A 21,435-nucleotide genomic window follows, 5' to 3' on the forward strand; every position below is an offset into this window, starting at 1 on the left:
CGGCGGGGTTGGGGCACAAGGCCTGGCTACCGCAGGGAAGCGCGTTTCAGCAGGCTGACGGCGTCGGGGCGGTCGAGCAGGGATTTTTGTACCTCGATACCATGGGCGTCGCGGCGCTGGCCAATTTCTAAGGTAGGGGAGATGCGATCCAGGATCTCATCCGGAAGGGCTGATTGGGTCATCGGGTCCAGAAACAGGCTCTCGGCGGCGATGCCCTCGGCGTAGACAATGTGATGACGATCAAACAGCAGCTGGAAATAGTCGACAAAGCCGCCATCCTGCACCACCACGCTGTCGCCATTGACCAGATCCCGCGCCCGTACCAGCAATTCGGGGCTGCCGGTGCCCAATTCATCATGGCGTTGATAGACCATCAGACGATGGTCGGGGCTGACCAACAGGTCGGCGGCATTGTTCAAAACCCCGGCGCGGATCAGCACCGGCGCCATGCGCCCGACAGCGCGCGAGGTGGTCTGGCCGATCCAGCGCAGCTCTTGCACGCCTTCATCGCGGGTCAGGATGCGGTCTCCGGGTTTGAGATCCTCGATTGGTTTTTGCGCACCGGTGGCCATGGTGATCCGGGTGCCGCGGGTAAAGGAAACGCAGGCCATCTGTGCCAGTTTGCGCCGGGCGCTGTCCTGCTCGGCGCGCACCAGCGTATAGCTTTGCTGGATGCCCATTGGCGCCATAGGCACCAGATAAATCGCCGCGATCAGCCCCTCATGGTCGACTTCGACCATGACCATGGCCTCGATGTTGTTACCGGCGTTCGGCATCAAGGTTACGACACAGTCCAGATGCAGCTGGGCGCCCGCCATGCCGAGTTCGGTATCCTGGGCGATGTAAAAACTGCCGTCCGCACCGCTGGCCAATCCCAACCGTTTGGCATGAGCCGTCGGGGACAGCTGGTAGATGTCATCCAGGATCAGCTCATCCATGACGCTCAGGCCGTCGCCCATATTGGCCCCAATCTCCACCTGAAACTGGTCAGCGGGATAGGCCGGGATGGATTGGATGGCGCGATCTGGTGTGGACACAGGAGCTCCGGTGGTTGGTCTGATGCGGTGCAGGGCGTGGACATCGTCGGATGCCCAGGGACTGCATAGCGGGTCTAGCAGTGAATTATGGCATGATACCGACAATTACGGGCAGAATTCCTGACAAGGCGTTAATTTTGCAAAGCGTGGCCTTTCTGACGCCCAGTTTAGCGCCCCAAACTCTGCCAGTTAACCTGCCAGTCAAACAGTCGCCAGGCGCCGACCTGTGGCGCGTTTCAGGGCTGGCCATTGACGGGGGGGCAGTGCACTCTGTGCCAAATCACAAGAAAGACCCATTGGAGGTAAGGAATGGATCTAGGAATCGCGGGAAAACGAGCATTGGTCTGTGCCAGCAGCAAAGGTCTGGGACTGGGCTGCGCTGAGGCGCTGGCGGAAGCGGGCGTCAACCTGGTGATGAACGCACGGAGCGAAGAGGCACTGGTGCATGCAGCGCAATCGATCCGCGACGCTTACGGCGTTGAGGTTGAAACCGTGGTGGCGGATGTCACCACCGGCGAAGGCCAGGAAAAGCTGCTGGCCGCGGCCACGGATATCGATATTTTGGTGACCAATGCCGGTGGGCCGCCTCCCGGCCTGTGGTCGGACTGGGAGCGTGACGACTTTATCAAGGCTCTGGACGCCAATATGCTGGCGCCTATTGCCCTGATGAAGGCGCTCCTCCCAGGGATGATGGACCGGGGCTGGGGACGGGTGGTGAATATCACCTCGCAATCGGTCAAAGCCCCCATTGCGGTGCTGGGTCTGTCCAATTCGGCCCGTGCCGGTCTGACAGGCTATGTGGCGGGCACCGCGCGTCAGGTGGCTGGCAGCGGGGTTTGCATCAACAACCTGCTGCCCGGCATTCATGCCACCGATCGTGCGGTCTCGCTGGATAGCGGTGTCAGCGCCCAGCAGGGCATCACCATGGAAGAGGCCAAGGCGCAGCGCGCCGCAACCATTCCGGCCGGGCGCTATGGATCGCGCACGGAATTTGGTGCCACCTGCGCCTTCCTGTGTTCGCAACACGCTGGTTTTATCGTTGGACAAAATATCCTTCTTGATGGCGGTTCAACCAACGCAACCCTGTAATAATTTACATTACCGAACATTTTTGGAGTATATCCATGGCCAGCGGGTTTTCCCTGAAGGACCAATTGTTCAACATCGAGAAGACCCGCTATCTGGCGGGTCTTTTTGCCGAGGCGGTGCCGGGTTTTAAACCTGACCATTTTGAAGCCGAGGTCATGGCGGGGCTGTTGCCGCTGGAGCTGAAGGCCCGCATCGCTTGGATCGCCGAGGTGTTGGGGCAGCATCTGCAAGGGCCGCTTTCTGAGGTGGCGCCACATATCCTGCGCGCCTTGCCACCTCCGCTTGACCCCAGCAAGACCGATGATGACTTTGGCGATTTCATTTTTGCACCCCTGGGGGAGCTCATCGTCGCACGCGGGCTGGAGAGTGACCCGGAACTGGCGCTGGACCTGTTGGGGGAGGTCACGCAACGTTTCTCAATGGAATGGGCTATCCGACCGTTTTTAAACGAACATCCTGATTTGACACTGACACGTATGCAGGACTGGGCCAGTCATCCCAGCTACCATGTCCGCCGCCTGGTGAGCGAAGGCACCCGGCCACGTCTGCCCTGGGGACAGGGAGTTTCCCTGGATCTGCGCACCCCGCTACCGCTTTTGCAACAGCTGCACAGCGACCCGACCCGCTATGTGACCCGATCCGTGGCCAATCATTTGAATGATATCAGCAAGAAAGACCCGGATCTGGTTTTGGATGTGCTGCAAGATTGGCGCGCGTTGGGGCAGCAGCAGGACAAAGAACTCAGCTGGTTGACCGCCCATGCCTGCCGTGGATTGGTGAAATCAGGCCACCCGCGCGCCCTGCGGGTATTGGGGTATGATCCGGATGCAGAAGTCACTGTAAGTATAAGAATTGAAACAAAAACAGTTAAAATAGGAGATGTCCTGAACTTTGAGGTAACCCTCTCTGCGCCCGGTGATTTGCCGGTTCTGGTCGACTACCGGGTGCGGTTCCCGCGGGCCACGGGAAAAGCCTCGCAAAAGGTGTTCAAGCTCAAGCAGACTGAGTTGAAAGGATCGCCTGTGACGCTGACAAAACGACATCGGCTAAAGGGCGACGCCACGACGTTTAAGCTGCATCCCGGCAGGCATGAGGTCGAGGTTCTGGTCAATGGCCGCGTCGCCGCGCAGGACAGCTTTGAGCTGACGCCATGATACCCCTAACGTCCTGATGCTCACCTTCTGTCACAGATTTGTTAGCAATGCGCCCGCACTCTTGTCGGCGACGACCGGGCAAGATAGCCCGGAAGGTGGCTCTGGAAGTCCTGTCCGGGCCGATTGCTAAGAACGCGCCACTTTGGAGAAGCCCCCGATGTCCCATGAATCCGTGCAGAACTACTATGGCGAAGTGCTCCAGGGCAGCGAGGATTTGCAGACCAATGCCTGCTGCACCCCGGATGACATCCCGGATCACGTCAAAGAGGTGCTGTCGCAAATCCACGATGAGGTGCTGACGCGCTACTATGGCTGCGGCTTGATCGCGCCTGAGGCGCTGGAAGGCGCGCGTATTCTGGATCTTGGCTGTGGGGCCGGGCGCGATGTCTATGCGCTGTCAAAAATGGTGGGTCCCAGGGGGCGGGTGGTTGGTGTTGACATGACCCCGGCGCAACTGGATGTGGCCCGCCGTCATCAGGATTTCCACGCAGAGGCCTTTGGCCATGACAGCTCAAACGTGGAGTTCCATCACGGGTTTATCGAAACACTGGAAGAGCTGGACCTGGAGCCGGGCTTTTTTGATATTATCGTTTCCAACTGTGTGATCAATCTGGCCACCGATAAGGCCGCGGTGCTGCGTGGCGCCTATCATCTACTGAAAGAAGGCGGAGAGATGTATTTCTCCGATGTCTATGCTGACCGCCGGGTGCCCGAAGCCATGGCTCGGGATGAGGTGCTCTACGGGGAATGTTTGTCCGGGGCGCTGTATTGGAATGATTTCCTGACCCTGGCCAAGGGAGCGGGATTCAATGATCCGCGCATGGTGACGGCGCGGCCCCTGACCATAGAAAACCCCAAGCTGGAAGCCCGCGTGGCGCCGCTCAGCTTCCTGTCGGCGACCTACCGTCTGTTCAAGCTGCCGGCGTTGGAAACTGACTGCGAAGACTACGGCCAGGCGGTGATCTATAAAGGCACAATTCCCCATGCGCCCCATGCCCTGCGCTTGGATGATCATCACGTGATCGAGGCGGGGAAGGTCTTTCCGGTCTGCGGCAATACCTGGATGATGCTCAAGGACACGCGGCTGGAACCGCATTTTGACTTTATTGGTGATTTCTCCAATCACTACGGTATCTTTGCAGGCTGCGGTGGCAATTCTCCCTTTACTGGGTTGGATCCCGAGGGCACAGTGGCGGCCTGCTGCTGAGCACTTGCGCGGCGCGCGCCTGGTTGGTATTTGCCGCTAAAGCCGTTCGTTAACCGGCGCAGCTTGCGAGGCCGCATGAGCACAGCATCCCCCCACTCTCAGGGTTCCCAGTCCGTTGCGACTGGGCCTAAGTCGCATCCGCGGCTGGAGATCCGCAATATCCATCGCTATTTTGATGGCCGCGCGGTGGTGGATGATGTGTCCTTGCAGATTCAGGCGGGGCAGGTGACCTGCCTGCTTGGGCCTTCGGGCTGCGGTAAATCCACCACCCTGCGGATGATCGCGGGGGTTGAGATGCAGGACAGCGGCGAGATCTACGTGGATGGCAAGCTGATCTGTGACACGATGTTTCGGGTTCCCCCAGAGCGGCGCGAGATTGGCCTGATGTTTCAGGACTTTGCCCTGTTTCCCCATCTCAGCGTCGCCGATAACGTCGCCTTTGGGCTGAAGGGCAGCAAGGATGAAAAACGCCTCCGGGTCGAGGAACTGCTGCAAAAGGTATCGCTGACGCGGTTCATTGACGACTATCCCCACCAGCTGTCGGGCGGTGAGCAGCAGCGTGTCGCCCTGGCGCGGGCGCTGGCACCACGTCCGCGCATCATGCTGATGGATGAGCCTTTTTCCGGGCTGGACAACCGGCTGCGCGATGGCATTCGCGACGAGACGCTGACCCTGCTGAAAGAAGAAGACACCGCCGTTCTGCTGGTCACCCATGAGCCGGAAGAGGCCATGCGCATGGCGGATGAGATCGCGCTGATGCGTGGTGGCAAGATTGTCCAGCAGGGCGCGCCCTATAATGTCTATACCCGCCCCAGCGACAAGGCATCAGTCGCGTTTTTTAGTGATATCAACGTGTTGAAGTCACAAGTTAACGGAGCGTTAGCCGATACGCCCTTTGGTCAATTCCTGGCGCCGGGCATCGCAGATCGCACGGATGTGGATATTGTCTTTCGCCCGCAACACGTGCGGATCGATTTTGACCGCGCTGGCAAGGGACCGCTGCCCACCGCTACCGACGGTGTACCAGCCCGCGCTGTGGTGAAACGGGCGCGCTATCTTGGCCATGAAAGCCTGGTGGAATTCCAGATGGATTATGATGGGTCGGTGCTGAAGGTGACGGTGCCACGGGTGTTCCTGCCAGAGGTGGGCCGGGTGATGTGGCTAACCGTGCCGCGCAACCGCTGTTTCGTTTTCCCTGCCTAATTCAGCTGTTCCAACGGATCTCGGCCTGATTTCGACGCTGTTTAAATCTTGTCGCGGTGGGGGTCGTAATCCGCCAGGGTTTTTCCCGGCTCATCCAGGAACAGCTCGGGCAGGGCGCGCACCTCTTCGATCAGATCAACGCGAAACACCCGGAAATCACCGCGTGTCTCGCACCAGGCCGTCAGGGTCCAGACACGCCCCCAATACTCCATATGCAGCGGCCGGATGGTGCGATCCGTCAGGGTGCCATCAAGGCGGCGATACCGCAGGGCCAGCTTTTGCCGGGATTTGATCGCGGCGCGCAGGGTGGGCATATGGGCAAAGCCACGGGCCACATCGGCAAAGGGGTAGACGGCAAATTTCCAGGCGTCGGCCTCGGCAATCACCTCGGTTGGCAAAACCGCATCTACCTTTGCGGCCAGGGACTGTGCCGCGGCTTTCAGATCCGCATCCGCCGCCTCTGCCACGATGGCCATGCCAAGGTTCAGGGCTTCCAGCTCTGCCGGGGTGAGGGTCAGGGGCGGCAGGGTAATCTGTTCGCGCACCAGATAGCCGACACCGCGCTCTCCCTCGACCGGCACACCAGAGGCCACCAGCGTGTCCATATCGCGGTAGATAGTGCGGGTGGAGACCTCTAGCTGCGCGGCAATATCCTGGGCGCGATGGAGTTTGCCATCGCGCAGGATCTGGATGATTTCAAAAAGACGGTCGGTGCGGCGCATGGGACTACCCTTGGCGCAGAGGTGGGGGCCGCGTCAAGACAGGCGGCCCCCACCAGAAACAGTTCCAGATCAGTTTGGCATCAGGGTCCAGAGAATGGTTTCATGGCGAATGGAGACGCTGTCTGGCGCAATCGCTGCCATCAGGGCCGGGGCAAAATCCTGTTTGCCAAAACTATCCGCCACCTCCAGCGCGGTTTGCATGTCTTTCCAGATCACCGTGTCGGTCCAGGAGCCGTCGCTGCCACAGCTGAGGCGGCGAAAGACAAAGCCGGGATTGGCGCGCACAAAGCCCTCGCTGGCCTTGCTCAGCTGGACGAATTGCTCCGGCGTGACGCCTTCATTGAGGGTAAAGGTGACGGTTTCGGCGACGTGTTGTGTCATATCAAACTCCTTTTGTTGATGTGGGGTCTCTAACAAGGGCCAACTGACACAAACCTGTCAGTTGCGTTTGCCTGTGACTGAAAAAAACTGTTTTTGCATCCTGCACCGGGGGCAAAGCGGCTGCGGGCTCTTTGCGCCGACACAGGAGCTGCGTAGACCTGTGGTCAGAGGAATAGTCAGCCGATGCACTGCGCATTGGCAAAGTGAAGGAGAGATTCACATGCTTAACAATATTGGTCTTCCAGGCATCCTGCTTATCGCTGTTGTGGTTCTGGTGCTGTTTGGTCGCGGTAAAATCAGCTCGCTGATGGGCGAAGTCGGCAAGGGCATTACATCGTTCAAAAAAGGCGTCAGTGAAGGCACCGCTGAGTTGGAAGAAGATGCGGCCACTGAAGCCAAGGACGTGACCCCCGAAGCTGACAAAGACAAGGCGTAAGCGCCGATGTTTGATCTTGGGTTGACCGAACTACTGGTTATTGGCGTCGTGGCGCTGATTGTCGTCGGGCCCAAGGACCTGCCGGTGATGTTTCGAAATGTCGGCAGGTTTGTGGGCAAGGCCAAGGGCATGGCGCGCGAGTTCAGCTCGGCGATGAACGACGCTGCTGACGAAAGCGGCGTGCGGGATGTGGCCAAGGGGCTGAAGGCTGCGACCAATCCGGTTGGTTCGGCTATGGACGGGGTGAAAGAGGCGGCGCAGGATATGGCAAGATCCATTGATCCGACCTCTTACAAACCGGAGTCAGAAACCGGGAAACTGGCTGCTGAACGGGCCAAGGACGCCAAGAAAATTCAAGCCGCAACCGCGCGTGCCGCAGCCGAACGCAAGGCACAGGAAGCAACCGAAGCCCTGGCCCATGCCGAAGCGGCTGAAGCTGCGGTGGACCGCGCGCCTGAACAGCCAAGCAGCGCCGAGCCAGCAGTGGCACCCTCTGACGGAAGTGAGGCCAAAACATGAGCCATAGCGAAGAGGTTGAAGACTCAACCGCCCCGCTGATCGAGCATCTGGCCGAGCTGCGGACCCGCTTGATCCGGTCGGTGCTGGCCTTTGCGGTGGGGGTCATCCTGGCCTTTGTCGTGGCCGAGCCGATCCTGCAATTCCTGGTGCAGCCGATCGAACAGACCCTGCGGGCGCTGGGTGATCCTTCGCCGACGTTGCAATATACCTCGCCGCAGGAATATCTGTTCACCCTGTTTCGGATTTCCATGGTCTTTGGATTTGCGCTGTCTTTTCCGATGATCGGCTACCAGCTGTGGCGGTTTGTGGCGCCGGGCCTTTATAAGACGGAAAAAGGCGCGTTTCTGCCCTTTCTGGTTGCCTCGCCTTTCATGTTCCTGTTGGGCGCGACCTTTGCCCAACTGGTGGTGACCCCCCTGGCGATGCAGTTTTTCCTCGGCTTTGCGGATGTCAGCTCGATCTTTGCCAACCTGATTTCCAAGGCGGCTGGAGATGTGGCTGTAACCCTGCCGGATGGCGTAAACGTCGATACAGCTGTGGTGCCTGCCACCACGGATGGGGTCAAAATCACCTTCTTTGGCAAGGTGAATGAGAGCCTGGATATCACCCTGAAATTCATCATGGCCTTTGGTCTGTGCTTTCAGTTGCCGGTGTTGCTGACCCTGATGGGTAAGGCTGGCCTGGTCAGTTCTGATGGGCTGGGGGCGATGCGCAAATATGCGGTTGTTGCCATTCTGGTGCTGGCCGCGCTGGTGACACCTCCGGATGTGATCACCCAGTTGATCCTCTTTGTGGTGGTCTATGGTCTCTATGAGATCTCGATCTTCCTGGTGCGCCGGGTTGAGGCCAAGCGAGAAGAGAAGCTGCGGGCAGAGGGCTATTATGATGATGAGTATGATGATCCTTTGATGGCTGAGTTCGACGAGGATGAAGACAAGTAGGGCCGTAATGGTTTGACAGATAAGGGGCGCGCTGGTGAGAACTGGCGCGCCCTTTTTTGTGCCCTAATGGAGGGTGTAAGATAAGCCGCTGAGCTGTCAGAAAAAGAAGGGTTGGGTTTGCGCAATACCCGGCGCAGGCGACAGAGCCACTTGCCGCCAATGAAGGAACGTGCTTTCAAAACCGCAGCTATTGACGGAGGCAGGACATGGACGAAAAAACACTGACACGCATTGCTGATGCTCTGGAGCGGATGTCTCCGGCGCCTCTGGCAGCACCGGATTTTGGCACGGCTTCGGCCTTTGTCTGGCATGTCGCCCCCGACCGGCTGCAACCGGTTGAGCGCGTTAACCGGGTGGATCTTGATCTGCTGGTTGGTATTGAACGCGCCCGCGATACCCTGTTGGAAAACACCCGTCGTTTTGCCCGCGGCGAGGCGGCCAATAACGCCTTGTTGTGGGGGGCGCGGGGCATGGGGAAGTCCAGCCTGGTAAAGGCCATCCACGGGGCGTTGTTGCCGGATTACGGTGATCTCAAGTTGGTGGAGTTGCAGCGTGAAGATCTGCCTTCGGTGGCGCGGCTGCTGAACCACCTGCGCCAGGCGCCGTACCGGTTTATCCTGTTTTGTGATGACCTGTCCTTTAGCCATGATGACCAGCACTACAAAAGCCTGAAGGCCGTGCTGGATGGGGGCATTGAGGGGCGGCCGGACAATGTGGTGTTCTTTGCCACTTCCAACCGGCGCCATTTGATGCCGCGCGACATGATCGAGAATGAGCGTTCCAGCGCCATCAACCCTTCGGAGGCGGTGGAGGAGAAAGTGTCGCTGTCTGATCGCTTTGGGCTGTGGCTGGGCTTTCATCCCTGCGATCAGGATGAATATCTTGCCATGATTTCAGGCTATTGCAGCGCCTATGGTGTGACGGTCGACGCCGAGGCCATGCGCGCCGAAGCCATTGAATGGCAGGCGACACGCGGGGCGCGCTCTGGCCGGGTGGCCTGGCAGTTTTTCACCGATTTGGCGGGACGTCACGGGGTTGCCTTGACCGGGTAGCGGCGGAGTAAGACCAAAAACACGGCACAGTCAACGCTCCAGCCCTGTCTAGGCACGGCTGGAGCGTTGTTTTTTTGGCTGGCGAGCTGTTCGGGAAACCGCCCGCACTGCGGATCAGGGGGCGGTTAGTTTAGATAGGGCAGCGGGTCGAGGCTGTCATAGCCGTTGCGGACCTCAAAATGCAGGGTTGCGCCTTCGGTCTCTTGCAGGTTGGCTATGGTCTGGCCGCGCTTTACCCGGTCGCCTTTGCTGACCAGAATTTTGTCGACATTGGCATAGATGGTCAGCAATTGCGGGTCATGGCGGATGACAATGATCGGGATGTTTTTAGAATCCTTGGTGATGGCGGCAACCGTTCCCGCCTCTGCGGCTTTGACCGGTGCGCCTGAGGCGGCGGCGATGTCGATCCCGTCGTTGCGCCCCTGGGCGTAGGTCTGCACGATTTTCCCCTGAACCGGATAGGCCATGGCGCTTTGGCTGGCGCGGCTGGGGGCTGGTACATCCACGGTGGGCAGGTTTTGCGAGGCCACATTGGCGGGCGCCAGGTCTTCCTCGGGCAGCGGCTTGGTTGCACTTGGCGGCGTTGGCGTGGCGCTGCCCTCGCCGGGGGCGGTGGTGGCCGGGACCACCGGGGTGCGGGAACGTTGCTGGTCTTTGAGCGGGATCAGCAGGTGTTGACCCTCGCGAATGGCAAAATCGCTGCCCAAGCCGTTCCATTCTGCCAGAGATTTGACCGGGACCTGATAGAGCCGGGAGATCGTATAGGCGGTTTCACCGCGCACCACCTTGTGGCGCACGGGTTCGGGGCCTGCCTGAACGGCGGCAGGGCGCTCCGGCGCTGTGGGTTGCAGGTCGGTGGTGGTCACCGAGCCGGGATTGGGCGAGGTTGTCGGGGATGCATCAATGGCGCTGCCTGCAAGGGAGGCAATGTCGACACCTCCAGGCGACGTGCTGCCATCTGCGGCAGGCAGGCTGTCCGGGGCGCGCCGGGGCAGGGCGAGGATTTCGCCCTTGCGCAGGGTGTCCCCGGGTTGCATGCCATTGAACCGGGAAATTTCCCCCACGGGCAGACCAATGCGGGTGGCCACATCCGAGACCGTGTCGCCGCGCTCTGCCACCGCAACCTGGTAGGAGGGATAGGTGATCAAGCCACGGGCATCCGCCGCCGGGCGATGGGTGGTGGCGGTCTGGGCTGCGGCGGTGGTGTTGAAGCCGCCGATCTGTCCGCGCAGATCATAATCCAGCGGTCCATCACATCCGGCAAGAAGAGCCAGCACAGGAAGCGAGGCAAGCGCCATGCGTCGACCCGCGAATCGAAGTCTGGCGCTGCTAGAAGGGCTGCCTGTCATCATGCTATCCTCATTTCGTGTCGTGTTTTTAAACGCGCCGGATCTTTGCCGGTTTTAAGGCCTCTTGTGCTGCTGCGCGACTGCAGGTCAATGGTTTTCTGCAGCTCAGGGGCCAATCGGCGCCAGTTTGCCTGAATTTAGGCTTCTTTGCCCAATCCTTCCAGCAGGGGAACAAACCGGACGGGTCGCAGTTCATCATAATCGAGACCGTCTTCGGATTTGCGCACCCTGATCAGGGTCTGCACCGTGTCGGACTGGCCGACGGGAACAACCATGATACCGCCGGGTTTGAGCTGCGCCAGCAAGGGGCCGGGGGGATCTTCGGCAGCGGCGGTGACAATGATCCGGTCAAATGGCGCCTGATCGGGCAGGCCAAAGCTGCCATCCCCCACCAGCGAGGTCACATTTGGCAGCTGCAGGGCGTCAAAAATCATTCGGGCTTCGCGCACCAGGCGGGCATGGCGGTCGATGGTATAGACCCGCCGGGCCAGCTTCGCCAGAATGGCGGCCTGATAGCCCGAGCCAGTGCCAACCTCCAGCACGGTGTCGCGTGGCGAGACCTGCAGGGCCTGGGTCATCAGGCCAACCACCGAAGGCTGAGAGATGGTCTGGCCGCAGGCAATCGGCAGCGGCGTGTCCTCATAGGCGCGTTCGGAAAAGATGCCGCGGACAAAGGGACCCCGGTCAATCTGCTCCATGGCCTCCAGCACCCGGCTGTCGGTCACCCCGCGCGAGCGCAGGGCAAACAGAAACTGCATCTTTGTCTCGGGGTCGGAGCTGGTCATTCGATTCCTGTGAACGCATCTAACATATCATGGGCGGTCAGATCGGCGCGCATTGGGGTCACCGAGATATAGCCATTCAGATTGACGCTGGCGTCGCTATCAGGCGCGGTCTGAATGTGCTGATCACCGCCACGGATCCACAGGTAGCGGCGCCCGTTTGGAGAAAGCTGCTCTTCGGCTGAAAAGTGAGTGCCACGGCGGAAACCCTGGCGCACCACCCGGGTGCCTTTGACCGCGTCGGCGGGAACGGGAGGGAAGTTGATATTGTAAAACAGACGGTAATCTTGCTGGTCCTGTGGCTCTGCTGCCAGAACCTTGCGCACAACCTCTGCCCCGTGTTGGGCTGCGGCCTCAAAGGGATCATCGAGATCTTTGTTATGAGGGCCAAAATACTGCGACAACCCGATGGCGGGAATGCCCTGTAAGGCGGCTTCCATCGCTCCGCCCAGGGTGCCTGAGTAGAGCGCATTTTCAGCCGAGTTGTTGCCACGGTTCACGCCGGAAAGCACCAGGTCGGGGCGATTGTCCTTCATCGCCACATGGATACCGGCCAGAACGCAATCGGCAGGGGAGCCTTCGGCAGCATAGCGCCGCGGCCCCAGCTGGCTGAGCATGGAGGGGCGCGTATAGCTGATGCAATGGCCAACGCCTGATTGTTCAAAGGCAGGCGCTACGGTCCAGACTTCGCCATCAGGTCCGGCGAGGTCCTGAGCGATCTGTTCAAGCACGACAAGCCCAGGTGCACTGATGCCGTCGTCATTGGTGATGAGAATGCGCATAAAATCCCCCGCAGCTGTTTAGATCTGAATAGGCATTGGTACAATTGGGGGCAAGTGTTTCGGCTCGTCAGGAGACCGGAAGCTGCGGCGGATCTGGTAGCTGTGCCACAGGTTTGGCCGGGGATAGGCCAAATGCAAACCTTCAACGACAAAAAAAGGGGGGGCTCCCGCGCAGATCGGGGCTTTTGCAAAGCCCCTCTCCCCTTGGGCCCGGCAGGCTGCGCCTGCGGTTGAAAACTGGCGCTGGCCTAGTGGGGGGCGGTAATGTTGGGCAATACCCCGCGCCGCCAAAGGGGGGGGCGCTGCGCTGGGGCGTTGTGGTTGTGTTGCGCTGGCCTAGCCCTGAATATCCCTGAGCAGGCGTGCGGCTTCGGCGTGGATGTCGGCCAGCGGTGCGCGGTCCTCACCAGGGAAGAAGCGGGCGCGCAGGGCGGTGGGCATTGGCTGCGGCTGCAGTATCTTCACCACCGGTCCGGTTTTGACTGTTTCAGACTGCCAGCTGCGTGCCAGCGCCATTTGCGCTGCCTTGCTGGCGCCGTAGGTGCCAAAGAACTTTTCGCCCGCACGGGGGTCATCAAAAAACACCGCCTGACCGCTGCGTCCCAACAGGGGGGCCACATAGGGAATAAGGATCGAAGGCGCTGTGGCATTGACCGCGATGGATTTTGCCCAGTCCTTTTCTCCCACGGAAGGCGCCGGGCTGAGCGGAGCGGCATGGATCGCCGTGTGCAGCCAAAGATCCAGCTGTCCCCAGCGATCATGGATCCCACGGCACAGGGTTGCCATGGCTGCGGGCTGGGTAATATCCATCGGCGCCAATGTAGCCGACCCACCCAGCGCCTTGATGCGATCATCAAGCTCCTCAAGCGCACCGGTAGTGCGCGCAACAGCGACGATATGATGCGTTGGCGCCAAGGCTTCGGCCAGGGCTGCCCCCAGGCCGCGAGATGCGCCGGTGATAAGAGCGATTTTCTGTGTCATGGGCCGTCTTTTGATCCGCTTGAGGCAGGGGGTCAAGTCTCCATCTTGGAGGAGCCGCCTGGATTATGGATGCGTCGCATGGGAAGGGCGCTGACCGCCCCGGACCAAGTGCTCAGCTGCCGGGCATTTCGATCCGGCTACTGCGGCCAGATTTTTCCAGGACAATGCCGCCCGGATCAATCCCCAGCACGCGGCCCTGGACCAGCCGGCTGCCGGTTTTGATGGTCTTTACCCGACCGCTGGGCAGGCGCACCATGGCCTGGAGATCATTTTCGACCCCAAAGAGGCCAAGCAGGCTGAGGCCTCTGGATGCGATCATATTGGACTGGGTGGCCTCTTTGGCAACGCGTAAGGGTGTTTCAGGAGTGGTTTGTGTCATGTCTTACTTTTTATGGCGCAGCTGCGGGGGGCAGCGACGAGAACAGGAGGGAGGCCGACAAGCCTGAGGGCCGGGCACAGGTGACGAGGGGGGAGGACCACGCCGTGAAAGGGATCTAAGCGCAGATATGGGCTGCCGCCGCTGGGGGCGAGGGGCAAATTTGAGTGGGCCGATCCTGCGGAGCGGACTATCGGCAAAGCCATGCTAAGGGGGCGAAAAACGGGCGGGCTTTTGCCGACAGGCCTGCAGGGGCAGGGCTGGTCTGGATCACAGGCCGCAGACCTCTTGAAAGCGCTTTGTGTAACCCAGGTCAGGGCTGGCCGGATGTCGGTCAGGAATCATAGACCAGAGAGGCCAGATCATGGCCATAGGTATGGAGCAGCTCAAACAACTCTTCCAGCTGCGCGCCCTGGTTTTGCAGGGGAGCGAGCGGGTTATTGGGCTCTGACACCTGTAGTTCAGGATATTGGCCCTCGGGGCGCATATGCAGCATGCAGGCAACGGGGGTGCCGTTGTCGGGCGGGATGGCATTGGCCAGCCAGGCTGGACGACTGCCAAGGCTTTCGGTCTCCTGCATGTCCAACAGGTCGAGGTAGGCGTCAAAATCTTCAACCCCGAGATTGGCCCAAGTGCCCAAAATGAACTCCTGCCCATCGCTGTCGGCCAGAGGGATCGCCAGAACCGCCCGGACAAACCGCAGATCCCCAATGCGGCAAAAGTCATCGGTGAGCACATCACCGGTCTGCGCCAGAACCGCCGAATTATCCTGTACCACCAGGTCTTCGGGACACTGGTCTGGGCGGTCGCAGCTGAGGCTGAGCAATTGCGCAAAGGTCGCGCCGCAGCAGCGACACTGGCGCGAGGAAGTCAGCATTCTGGCAAGATGTGCGTCCAAGTGGCGGGTCTTTCGTAGAGCTCGAACAGAGCAGGTAGCAAAACACAGGAGAGGCGCCGATCTGTGTGATCAGCGCCTCTCCCTATGACGTTGGGGCTCTCATATCCTGCTTAGCCGGCAAGTTCAAACCCCTCGTGTGATGGCACAGCTTCCGGGCGTCACCAGAGAGGCGAGGCCCGGCACCTGCAGGGGGATCTTTTGGTTCAGGTTGCCAATTTCATGCTGTTCCAGGATTCTCCGGGGGCTGGCATGTCTTGGATCTTTTTGCTCACCCGGCCGCTGCTTTCGAGCGAATCCAGGTAGTCGTTTGAGACACTGCCGGTGACATATTTTCCGTCAAAACAAGAGCAATCAAAGGTGTCGATGTCCTTGTTGCCCTCTTTGGCTGCCCAAACCAGATCTTCAAGCCGCTGATAAATAAGCGCATCGGCGCCCAGCTCTTCGCGAATTTCTTCGGTGCTGCGCCCGTCGGCGATCAGCTCATGCTTGGTAGGCATGTCGATGCCATAGACATTGGGGTATTTCACCGGTGGCGAGGCAGAGGCGATATAGACCTTCTTGGCGCCGGCATCGCGGCACATCTGGACGATCTTCTGGATGGTGTTGCCGCGCACGATGGAATCATCAATGAGCATGATATTCAGCCCCTTCATCTCCAGCGGAATTGCGTTCAGCTTGCGGCGGACCGATTTTTGCCGCTCTGCCTGACCGGGCATGATGAATGTCCGCCCGATGTAGCGATTCTTTACCAGACCTTCGCGGTAACGAATGCCCATGGAGTTGGCCACTTCCAGTGCCACTGGGCGGGCGGAATCTGGCACCGGGATGATGCAGTCGATTTCCAGGTCGGCCTCGATGATCTGTTTTGCCAGCGTCTGCCCCATGCGCAGCTGGGTTTTATAGACCGAAATACCATCCAGCATCGAATCGGGTCGCGCCAGATAGACATATTCAAAGATACAGGGTGTCAGGGTGCCTTCGACCGCCTGGAAGCTGTGCATATTGCCGTCCAGATCAATGAGAATCGCCTCGCCGGGCGCCACATCGCGCAGTTTTTCAAAGCCGTTGATGCCAAAAGCCACGTCTTCCGAGGCAAAGGCGTAGTCATCGCCGTCGCCTTCGGCCGCACGGCGGGCAATGGACAGGGGGCGAATACCATGGGGGTCGCGGAAGGCCAGCATGCCGACACCTGCGACCATGCAGATCACTGAATAGGCGCCCTGAATGCGCTCCATGGTCATTTTCACCCCGGCAAAAAGATTGCGGATCGGGTCGACCGTGCCATTGACCTTGATGCTGTCAGAGATCTTGTCAGCCAGCACATTAAGCAGGATTTCGGAATCCGAGGTGGTGCGCAGATGGCGGCTGTATTTGGCTGTCACCTTGTCGCGCTGCTCTGCTGTATTTGTAATATTTCCGTTGTGTACCAGATAGATACCATAGGGCGCATTGACGAAAAAGGGTTGCGCCTCAGAGGCGCTGAGTGACCCCGCCGTGGGGTATCTTACATGTCCGATGCCCACCTTGCCGCGCAGGGTCTCTGCATCTGAGGCACTGAATACATCTTTGACCAGACCGTTGGCTTTGCTCTCGCGAAAGAACTCGCCCGTGTAGGTCACAATGCCCGATGCATCCTGGCCGCGGTGTTGCAGCATGAGCAACCCATCATAAAGTTCCGCAAAAACCTCGTGCTGTCGGCTTGCGATCCCCAAAATCCCGCACATTGAATGACTCCAATTTCGCTGTAGCGTTGCTGTCGGTTGCTGCAGACCAGGCCCAAGCCTGGATACTGCTGCAGGCTTCCTAGCTTGGATAGGCCGTAGAATACAGAAGAAAGCATGGATTTTTCTGCGTCATTTTCTTGGTGTTCGGAACAGTTTTGTCAGCAATGAGGGAGTTTTTATGCCCCATCACAACCGTGGGGAGTTGCTGCGGACCGGCTGCGGCCAAGAGCGGGCAAGGCTCGTGCCCAGCAGCAGCGCCACTGCAGACAAGAAAATGGGCGACCCTTTTGTGACAAGGCCGCCCTAGGTGGGGAGGAAAACTTTGGGAAAGGGTCTGCTCAGGCAGCCTTTGGCGCGGTGTTGGGGGTGGTCTTTGACCCAGCCAGCAGATCCTTCAGCAGGTCAGGGAACTCGGCTTCTTCTTCTTGAACACCGGTCAGAGCCAGTGCGCGGCCCTCATCGCTGGCCAGGATCTGACGGGTTTCCGCCAGGGACAGCTCTTTGAAAGCACCATCCGGCCCGCCTGTTCCGGCCTGGATCAACATGCCGCTTTCGGCCCAGATCAACTCTTCTTCGGCGCATTCAATGTGGATCCGGCCCAGGCGTTCTGGGCTCAGGGCTTTGATACCTTTGTGGCCGGCCAAGGAAATCAGTTTCACCAGAACCAGGGGAAGACCAAACAGGCGCTCAGCCGCGTCGATTTCAAGCGCGACCATTTGATCGGCTGGAAGTTGCAGGTCACAGTCATTGCCCAGGGCACCGGCAGGAACATGCATCATGGTGGTCAGGCGGGGCACCGCGTGGCGAACCGTCTCGACCTCTTGGCAGCCACCGTCGAAGGTGTAGACCATATCGCCTGGCTTAACGTTCCGGGCCTGCACAAAGCCGCGATCGGTTTCCACCAGTGTCTGCGGCAGAAAGCCACCAGTCTTGCTCCGCTGCGGCGCCTGAACCTCTGGTTCGGGACGCACCATTGGGAAATCCAACAAAAGGCCAACCGGCTGATAATCGGCGAAAGTGTTGAAATGATCCAGGAGCATGGTGTCGATCCTTCTGAGCGAGAGTGCCTGTTCGTTTTGTTGATCCTATCTGGCCCTCGAATTGGGACGGAAATGGGGCAGGGGTGCGGCCAATTCCGTTCTTGCCCCCATTTTTCGCAACAAAAGCGCGTTTTTTGCGCCTTTGTTAACCATTGAGTGGGGCTGCTTGAGGATTTTTTAAGAAAATCACGAAAATTCGAAGTTTCAAAATGCGACCAGAAAAAATGATTCTTAATGGTTAACAAAAGGTTAAAGGTTAACCGAAGGCATTAACCTGTCGTTGGGTGGTCTGTGGATAAAGCTGTGAAGTCTTTGCAGCACCATAGAAAAAGGGCGCCAATAAGGCGCCCTTTCAAAATCATGCTGGTTTACCTTGGTAAACAGATCAGGTGTTAGCTGCCGCAAGAGCCGATCAAGGCCTCGTACTGCTGGGTCACCCAGCCGAGGGCCTGCTCAGGATTGCGGTCTTCGATCTTGCCAATCATCTGTTCAAACACCACCGCCGAGCGGCTCTCGTCAACAATTGTAAAGCTCTGCCCGGTCATCACCACATTATAGAGGAAAAAGGCAATCGCCACGAGCAGGATGCCGCGCAAGACGCCAAAGAAGAAACCGGCCCCCTGGTCCAAGCCGCCAAGCGCAGATCGCTGGACCAGCGATGAGAACAGTGGCGTGAAGAAGGACACCACAATCAGCGCCACCGCAAACACAGCGGCAAAGGCGGCAATGATCGAGAGTTCGCAACTGTCAGAGATGAATTCGCCAACAACCGGGATCTCTGCCATCAGCGGTTCGACCTGAGGGGCGAACATAAAGGCAAGGATGCCGGCTGCGATCCAGCCCGCAATGGCCATGGCTTCGCGGACAAAGCCACGCGAATAGGCCAGAAGCGCCGATAATACGATGACCAGGGCCACAACCCCGTCAATAATAGTGAAACCTTCCATAACCCTCGCCCGTTAGCCTGCGATAAAATTTCGGCAACTCTAGCCGGCTCCAAAGAATTCGCCAACAAATCCCGCCAGATCTGAGGCTCGGCGCAGGCCAAGACCCTTGATCGAAATGGATTTGCCACCACTTGGAGCTATTGCAGAGGTGAAACCAAGTTTTTGCGCCTCTTTCAACCGGTTTTCGGTCTGTGGGGCCGGACGAAGGGCCCCAGACAGCGATATTTCTCCAAAAACAGCCGTATCTGCGGGCAGGGCGACGTCTTCACGGGCGCTAAGCAGGGCTGCGGCCACCGCAAGGTCGGCTGCGGGTTCGGTGATTTTCATCCCACCCGCCACATTGAGATAGACATCCAACCCGGCAAAAGGAATGCCACACCGCGCTTCAAGCACGGCAAGAATCATCGCCAGGCGGGAACTGTCCCAGCCCACCACGGCGCGGCGCGGCTGCGAATGGGGCGAGGGCGCCACCAGCGCCTGCATTTCGACCAGAACCGGGCGGGTGCCTTCAATGCCGGCAAAGACGACAGAACCAGCTGACGGCTCGCCACGGTCCGACAGGAACAGCGCCGAAGGATTGGTGACCTCGGCCAGGCCGCAGCCGGTCATTTCAAAGACGCCGATCTCATCCGCCGGGCCAAAGCGGTTTTTCACCGCCCGAAGAATGCGGAACTGATGCCCCCGCTCGCCTTCAAAATAGAGCACCGTGTCGACCATATGTTCCACAACCCGAGGTCCGGCAATCTGGCCGTCCTTGGTGACATGGCCCACCATGATGATGGAAATCCCCTGGGCCTTGGCAAAGGTGGTCAATTCGTGGGCCGCGGCCCGCACCTGGCTGACAGATCCGGGGGCGCTGTCCACGTGATCCGCCCACATGGTCTGAATGGAATCGATGATGGCCAGCTGCGGTCTTTCGGCCTCCAGCGTGGTCAGGATATCGCGCAGGTTGGTTTCCGCGGCCAGTTTTACTGGCGCCTGTGCCAGTCCCAACCGCTGCGCCCGCATCCGCACCTGCGCCGAGGCCTCTTCGCCGCTGACATAGATGGTCTTCACCCCTGCCTGGGCAAAGCGTGCAGCCGCCTGCAACAGCAGGGTCGATTTGCCGATCCCAGGATCGCCCCCAACCAGAATGGCAGAGGCCGCGACCAGACCACCACCAAGAACCCGGTCCAGCTCTGCGACGCCGCAGGTGGCGCGGGGCGGTGGGGTTTCCTCGGTGGAGAGATCTGACAGCGGGATCGTCTTGCCGCGCCGGATCCCAAGTGACTTTTTGGAAGGGCCAGCGGAGGAGAGGCCTTTGTCTTCGACAATAGTGTTCCATTCGCCGCAGCCTTCGCAGCGACCGGACCATTTGGAAAAGCTCGCGCCGCAGGCAGAGCATGAAAAGGTATTTGATTTTGCCATATGGCCTTCTGCCCTATGTTCTTACTTTGTTCAAGGGAAAGGTAGGCGCTCAAGGTCTGGGGGCAATGCCCCTTAATCCGCGTGGCGCAGGGATCGTTCTGTCAGTAGGCTGAGGATAAGGGAGGCGACAATGCAGGCAGTAAACATATAAAGCCCCCATGCCACCTCGATTGTGGCGTAGCCTATGCCCTTGGCCAGCGTGATATAGAGCGCGATGAGGAAGATATCCGCCATGGCGAATTTACCCAAGGTGTGCAGCACTGGTTGTGCACGTGCGTCCAACAGTCCCCATTGTACCAGGGCCAGGCCGACGGTTTTGAGATAGGGCGCAAAGATGGCAAAACAGGTCACTGTGAGCGCCAGGAAAACATCGCTGCCCCAGAGGCTTTGTAGCCCGGTGATCACAGAAATTTCGCTCAGACCAAAGATAGGCAACAGCCCGGCGCGCATCAGAGGTGCAAACCAGGCAATGGGATAGAGGATCAGTAGTGAGAGAGTGGCTATTTTCAGGGGCATGGTGGTCCGACAGCTGTTAAAAACTGATATTCGACTATTTAGCGTGCCACTGAAAACACTACGGTGGCCAGGGGGGAGGATACGGTCGCAGGCTTTCCAGAAATGATAGGCACTTAGTCATGGCTCTTAGCGCACAGCTTCGATCGGCCCCTCGGCGCGGCCGTGGATGAATTGGTCGAGGTAAGGATCACCGGACTGGTCCATATCCGCTACTGGCCCGGTCCATTGGATCACACCGTCGTGCAGCATGGCGACATTATCGGCAATGGCGCGGACCGAGGACATGTCATGGGTGATGGTCATCGCCGTGGCACCCATCTCGACAACAATTTCGCGGATCAGGTCGTTGATCACCCCAGACATGATGGGGTCCAGGCCGGTGGTGGGCTCGTCAAAGAAAATGATTTCGGGCTCGGCAGCAATGGCGCGGGCTAGGCCGACACGTTTTTGCATGCCACCAGACAGCTCCGCCGGTAGCCGGTCGGCCACATCGGGTTTCAACCCGACGCGGCGCAGTTTTTCAATGGCGATCTCGCGGGCCTCGGATGCGGGGCGTTTCAGCGCGCCCCGTTGCAGGCGAAAGGCGACGTTCTGCCAGACCGGCAGGGAGTCAAACAGAGCACCGCCCTGAAACAACATGCCAAAGCGCGCCAGAAAGGCATCGCGATCGCCAGAGCCCGCGGGCTTGCCATCGACATAGATTTCGCCGCTGTCGGGGGTGATCAGCCCCAGCACGCTTTTGAGTGCTACGGATTTGCCGGTGCCGGATCCGCCGATGATCACCATCGAGCTGGCCCTAGGGATCTCTAGATTCATGCCGCGCAGCACGCGATTGTCGCCAAAGGCCTTGTGAACGCTGTCTAGCTTGATCATCGGTTGGAGAGGGGTATCT

23 protein-coding genes are annotated in these 21,435 nt (G+C 59.3%); 8 read left to right on the plus strand and 15 right to left on the minus strand.

Annotation, left to right across the window (positions count from 1 at the left end; translation table 11 throughout):
• Positions 1 to 26: 26 nt before the first annotated feature.
• Complete coding sequence (locus JZI28_RS06495) at positions 27 to 1,037, minus strand: Hint domain-containing protein (RefSeq protein ID WP_375699615.1); 1,011 nt, start codon at positions 1,035 to 1,037, stop codon at positions 27 to 29.
• 309 nt (positions 1,038 to 1,346) lie between these two features.
• Here JZI28_RS06495 and JZI28_RS06500 point away from each other — a divergent pair, with 309 nt between their 5' ends.
• From JZI28_RS06500 to JZI28_RS06515, 4 genes are all read left to right on the plus strand, one after another.
• Entirely contained in the window at positions 1,347 to 2,126 is a 780-nt protein-coding gene (locus JZI28_RS06500) for an SDR family oxidoreductase (protein WP_375699616.1), read from the plus strand.
• 35 nt (positions 2,127 to 2,161) lie between these two features.
• Positions 2,162 to 3,280, plus strand: a complete 1,119-nt coding sequence (locus JZI28_RS06505) for a hypothetical protein (protein ID WP_375699617.1) — start codon at positions 2,162 to 2,164, stop codon at positions 3,278 to 3,280.
• 157 nt (positions 3,281 to 3,437) lie between these two features.
• Positions 3,438 to 4,487, plus strand: a complete 1,050-nt coding sequence (locus JZI28_RS06510) for a methyltransferase domain-containing protein (protein ID WP_375699618.1) — start codon at positions 3,438 to 3,440, stop codon at positions 4,485 to 4,487.
• A 75-nt stretch (positions 4,488 to 4,562) separates the two neighbouring features.
• Positions 4,563 to 5,690 (plus strand): ABC transporter ATP-binding protein, encoded by a 1,128-nt coding sequence (locus JZI28_RS06515; protein WP_375699619.1) that lies wholly within the window; start codon positions 4,563 to 4,565, stop codon positions 5,688 to 5,690.
• 41 nt (positions 5,691 to 5,731) lie between these two features.
• Here JZI28_RS06515 and JZI28_RS06520 read toward each other — a convergent pair whose 3' ends face one another.
• Together JZI28_RS06520 and JZI28_RS06525 are read right to left on the minus strand one after the other, a co-directional pair.
• Positions 5,732 to 6,412, minus strand: coding sequence for a YafY family protein (locus tag JZI28_RS06520; protein ID WP_297340654.1), 681 nt, complete (start codon positions 6,410 to 6,412; stop codon positions 5,732 to 5,734).
• 69 nt (positions 6,413 to 6,481) lie between these two features.
• Positions 6,482 to 6,793 (minus strand): hypothetical protein, encoded by a 312-nt coding sequence (locus tag JZI28_RS06525; protein ID WP_295454566.1) that lies wholly within the window; start codon positions 6,791 to 6,793, stop codon positions 6,482 to 6,484.
• 220 nt (positions 6,794 to 7,013) lie between these two features.
• Between JZI28_RS06525 and JZI28_RS06530 the strand changes: the two genes are divergently transcribed.
• From JZI28_RS06530 to JZI28_RS06545, 4 genes are all read left to right on the plus strand, one after another.
• Positions 7,014 to 7,229 (plus strand): twin-arginine translocase TatA/TatE family subunit, encoded by a 216-nt coding sequence (locus JZI28_RS06530; protein ID WP_297340656.1) that lies wholly within the window; start codon positions 7,014 to 7,016, stop codon positions 7,227 to 7,229.
• Between the two features lie 6 nt (positions 7,230 to 7,235).
• A complete protein-coding gene (tatB, locus tag JZI28_RS06535) occupies positions 7,236 to 7,748 on the plus strand; it encodes a Sec-independent protein translocase protein TatB (protein WP_295454562.1) in 513 nt (170 codons plus the stop codon).
• A complete protein-coding gene (locus JZI28_RS06540; protein ID WP_295454560.1) occupies positions 7,745 to 8,689 on the plus strand; it encodes a twin-arginine translocase subunit TatC in 945 nt (314 codons plus the stop codon). The genes tatB and JZI28_RS06540 overlap by 4 nt, the downstream gene beginning before the upstream one ends.
• A 206-nt stretch (positions 8,690 to 8,895) precedes the next feature.
• Positions 8,896 to 9,741, plus strand: a complete 846-nt coding sequence (locus tag JZI28_RS06545; protein WP_375699620.1) for an ATP-binding protein — start codon at positions 8,896 to 8,898, stop codon at positions 9,739 to 9,741.
• Positions 9,742 to 9,866: 125 nt separating this feature from the next.
• On the opposite strand, the gene JZI28_RS06550 is transcribed toward JZI28_RS06545, so the two are convergent.
• The 12 genes from JZI28_RS06550 to JZI28_RS06605 form a co-directional block, all read right to left on the minus strand.
• Positions 9,867 to 11,039, minus strand: coding sequence for a peptidoglycan DD-metalloendopeptidase family protein (locus JZI28_RS06550; protein ID WP_375699621.1), 1,173 nt, complete (start codon positions 11,037 to 11,039; stop codon positions 9,867 to 9,869).
• Between the two features lie 188 nt (positions 11,040 to 11,227).
• Positions 11,228 to 11,875, minus strand: a complete 648-nt coding sequence (locus JZI28_RS06555; protein ID WP_375699622.1) for a protein-L-isoaspartate(D-aspartate) O-methyltransferase — start codon at positions 11,873 to 11,875, stop codon at positions 11,228 to 11,230.
• The gene (surE, locus tag JZI28_RS06560) at positions 11,872 to 12,654 is read right to left on the minus strand and encodes a 5'/3'-nucleotidase SurE (RefSeq protein WP_375699623.1); all 783 of its coding nucleotides are present in this window, start codon (positions 12,652 to 12,654) and stop codon (positions 11,872 to 11,874) included. The genes JZI28_RS06555 and surE overlap by 4 nt, the downstream gene beginning before the upstream one ends.
• A gap of 336 nt (positions 12,655 to 12,990) precedes the next feature.
• Positions 12,991 to 13,635 (minus strand): SDR family NAD(P)-dependent oxidoreductase, encoded by a 645-nt coding sequence (locus tag JZI28_RS06565; RefSeq protein ID WP_375699624.1) that lies wholly within the window; start codon positions 13,633 to 13,635, stop codon positions 12,991 to 12,993.
• Between the two features lie 112 nt (positions 13,636 to 13,747).
• Positions 13,748 to 14,014, minus strand: coding sequence for a hypothetical protein (locus JZI28_RS06570; protein ID WP_375699625.1), 267 nt, complete (start codon positions 14,012 to 14,014; stop codon positions 13,748 to 13,750).
• Between the two features lie 331 nt (positions 14,015 to 14,345).
• On the minus strand, positions 14,346 to 14,888 hold the full coding sequence (locus JZI28_RS06575; RefSeq protein WP_295454549.1) for a DUF2199 domain-containing protein: 543 nt from the start codon (positions 14,886 to 14,888) through the stop codon (positions 14,346 to 14,348).
• Positions 14,889 to 15,112: 224 nt separating this feature from the next.
• Entirely contained in the window at positions 15,113 to 16,633 is a 1,521-nt protein-coding gene (gene purF / locus JZI28_RS06580; protein WP_375699626.1) for an amidophosphoribosyltransferase, read from the minus strand.
• Between the two features lie 338 nt (positions 16,634 to 16,971).
• Positions 16,972 to 17,673: a Hint domain-containing protein gene (locus JZI28_RS06585; protein ID WP_375699627.1), complete on the minus strand. Its 702-nt coding sequence runs from the start codon at positions 17,671 to 17,673 to the stop codon at positions 16,972 to 16,974.
• A gap of 392 nt (positions 17,674 to 18,065) precedes the next feature.
• On the minus strand, positions 18,066 to 18,620 hold the full coding sequence (locus tag JZI28_RS06590; protein WP_295454544.1) for a CvpA family protein: 555 nt from the start codon (positions 18,618 to 18,620) through the stop codon (positions 18,066 to 18,068).
• A 39-nt stretch (positions 18,621 to 18,659) separates the two neighbouring features.
• Positions 18,660 to 20,027: a DNA repair protein RadA gene (gene radA / locus JZI28_RS06595; RefSeq protein ID WP_297340239.1), complete on the minus strand. Its 1,368-nt coding sequence runs from the start codon at positions 20,025 to 20,027 to the stop codon at positions 18,660 to 18,662.
• A 72-nt stretch (positions 20,028 to 20,099) separates the two neighbouring features.
• Positions 20,100 to 20,543 carry a paraquat-inducible protein A gene (locus JZI28_RS06600; protein ID WP_375699628.1) on the minus strand — a complete coding sequence of 148 codons (444 nt, stop codon included), beginning with the start codon at positions 20,541 to 20,543 and terminating at the stop codon, positions 20,100 to 20,102.
• A gap of 126 nt (positions 20,544 to 20,669) precedes the next feature.
• Entirely contained in the window at positions 20,670 to 21,416 is a 747-nt protein-coding gene (locus JZI28_RS06605) for an ATP-binding cassette domain-containing protein (RefSeq protein WP_348151934.1), read from the minus strand.
• Between the last annotated feature and the right edge of the window lie 19 nt (positions 21,417 to 21,435).

Origin of the sequence: Pseudophaeobacter sp. TrK17, from assembly GCF_042192375.1 — a bacterium.
In the GTDB taxonomy this organism is placed as follows: Bacteria; Pseudomonadota; Alphaproteobacteria; order Rhodobacterales; family Rhodobacteraceae; genus Pseudophaeobacter.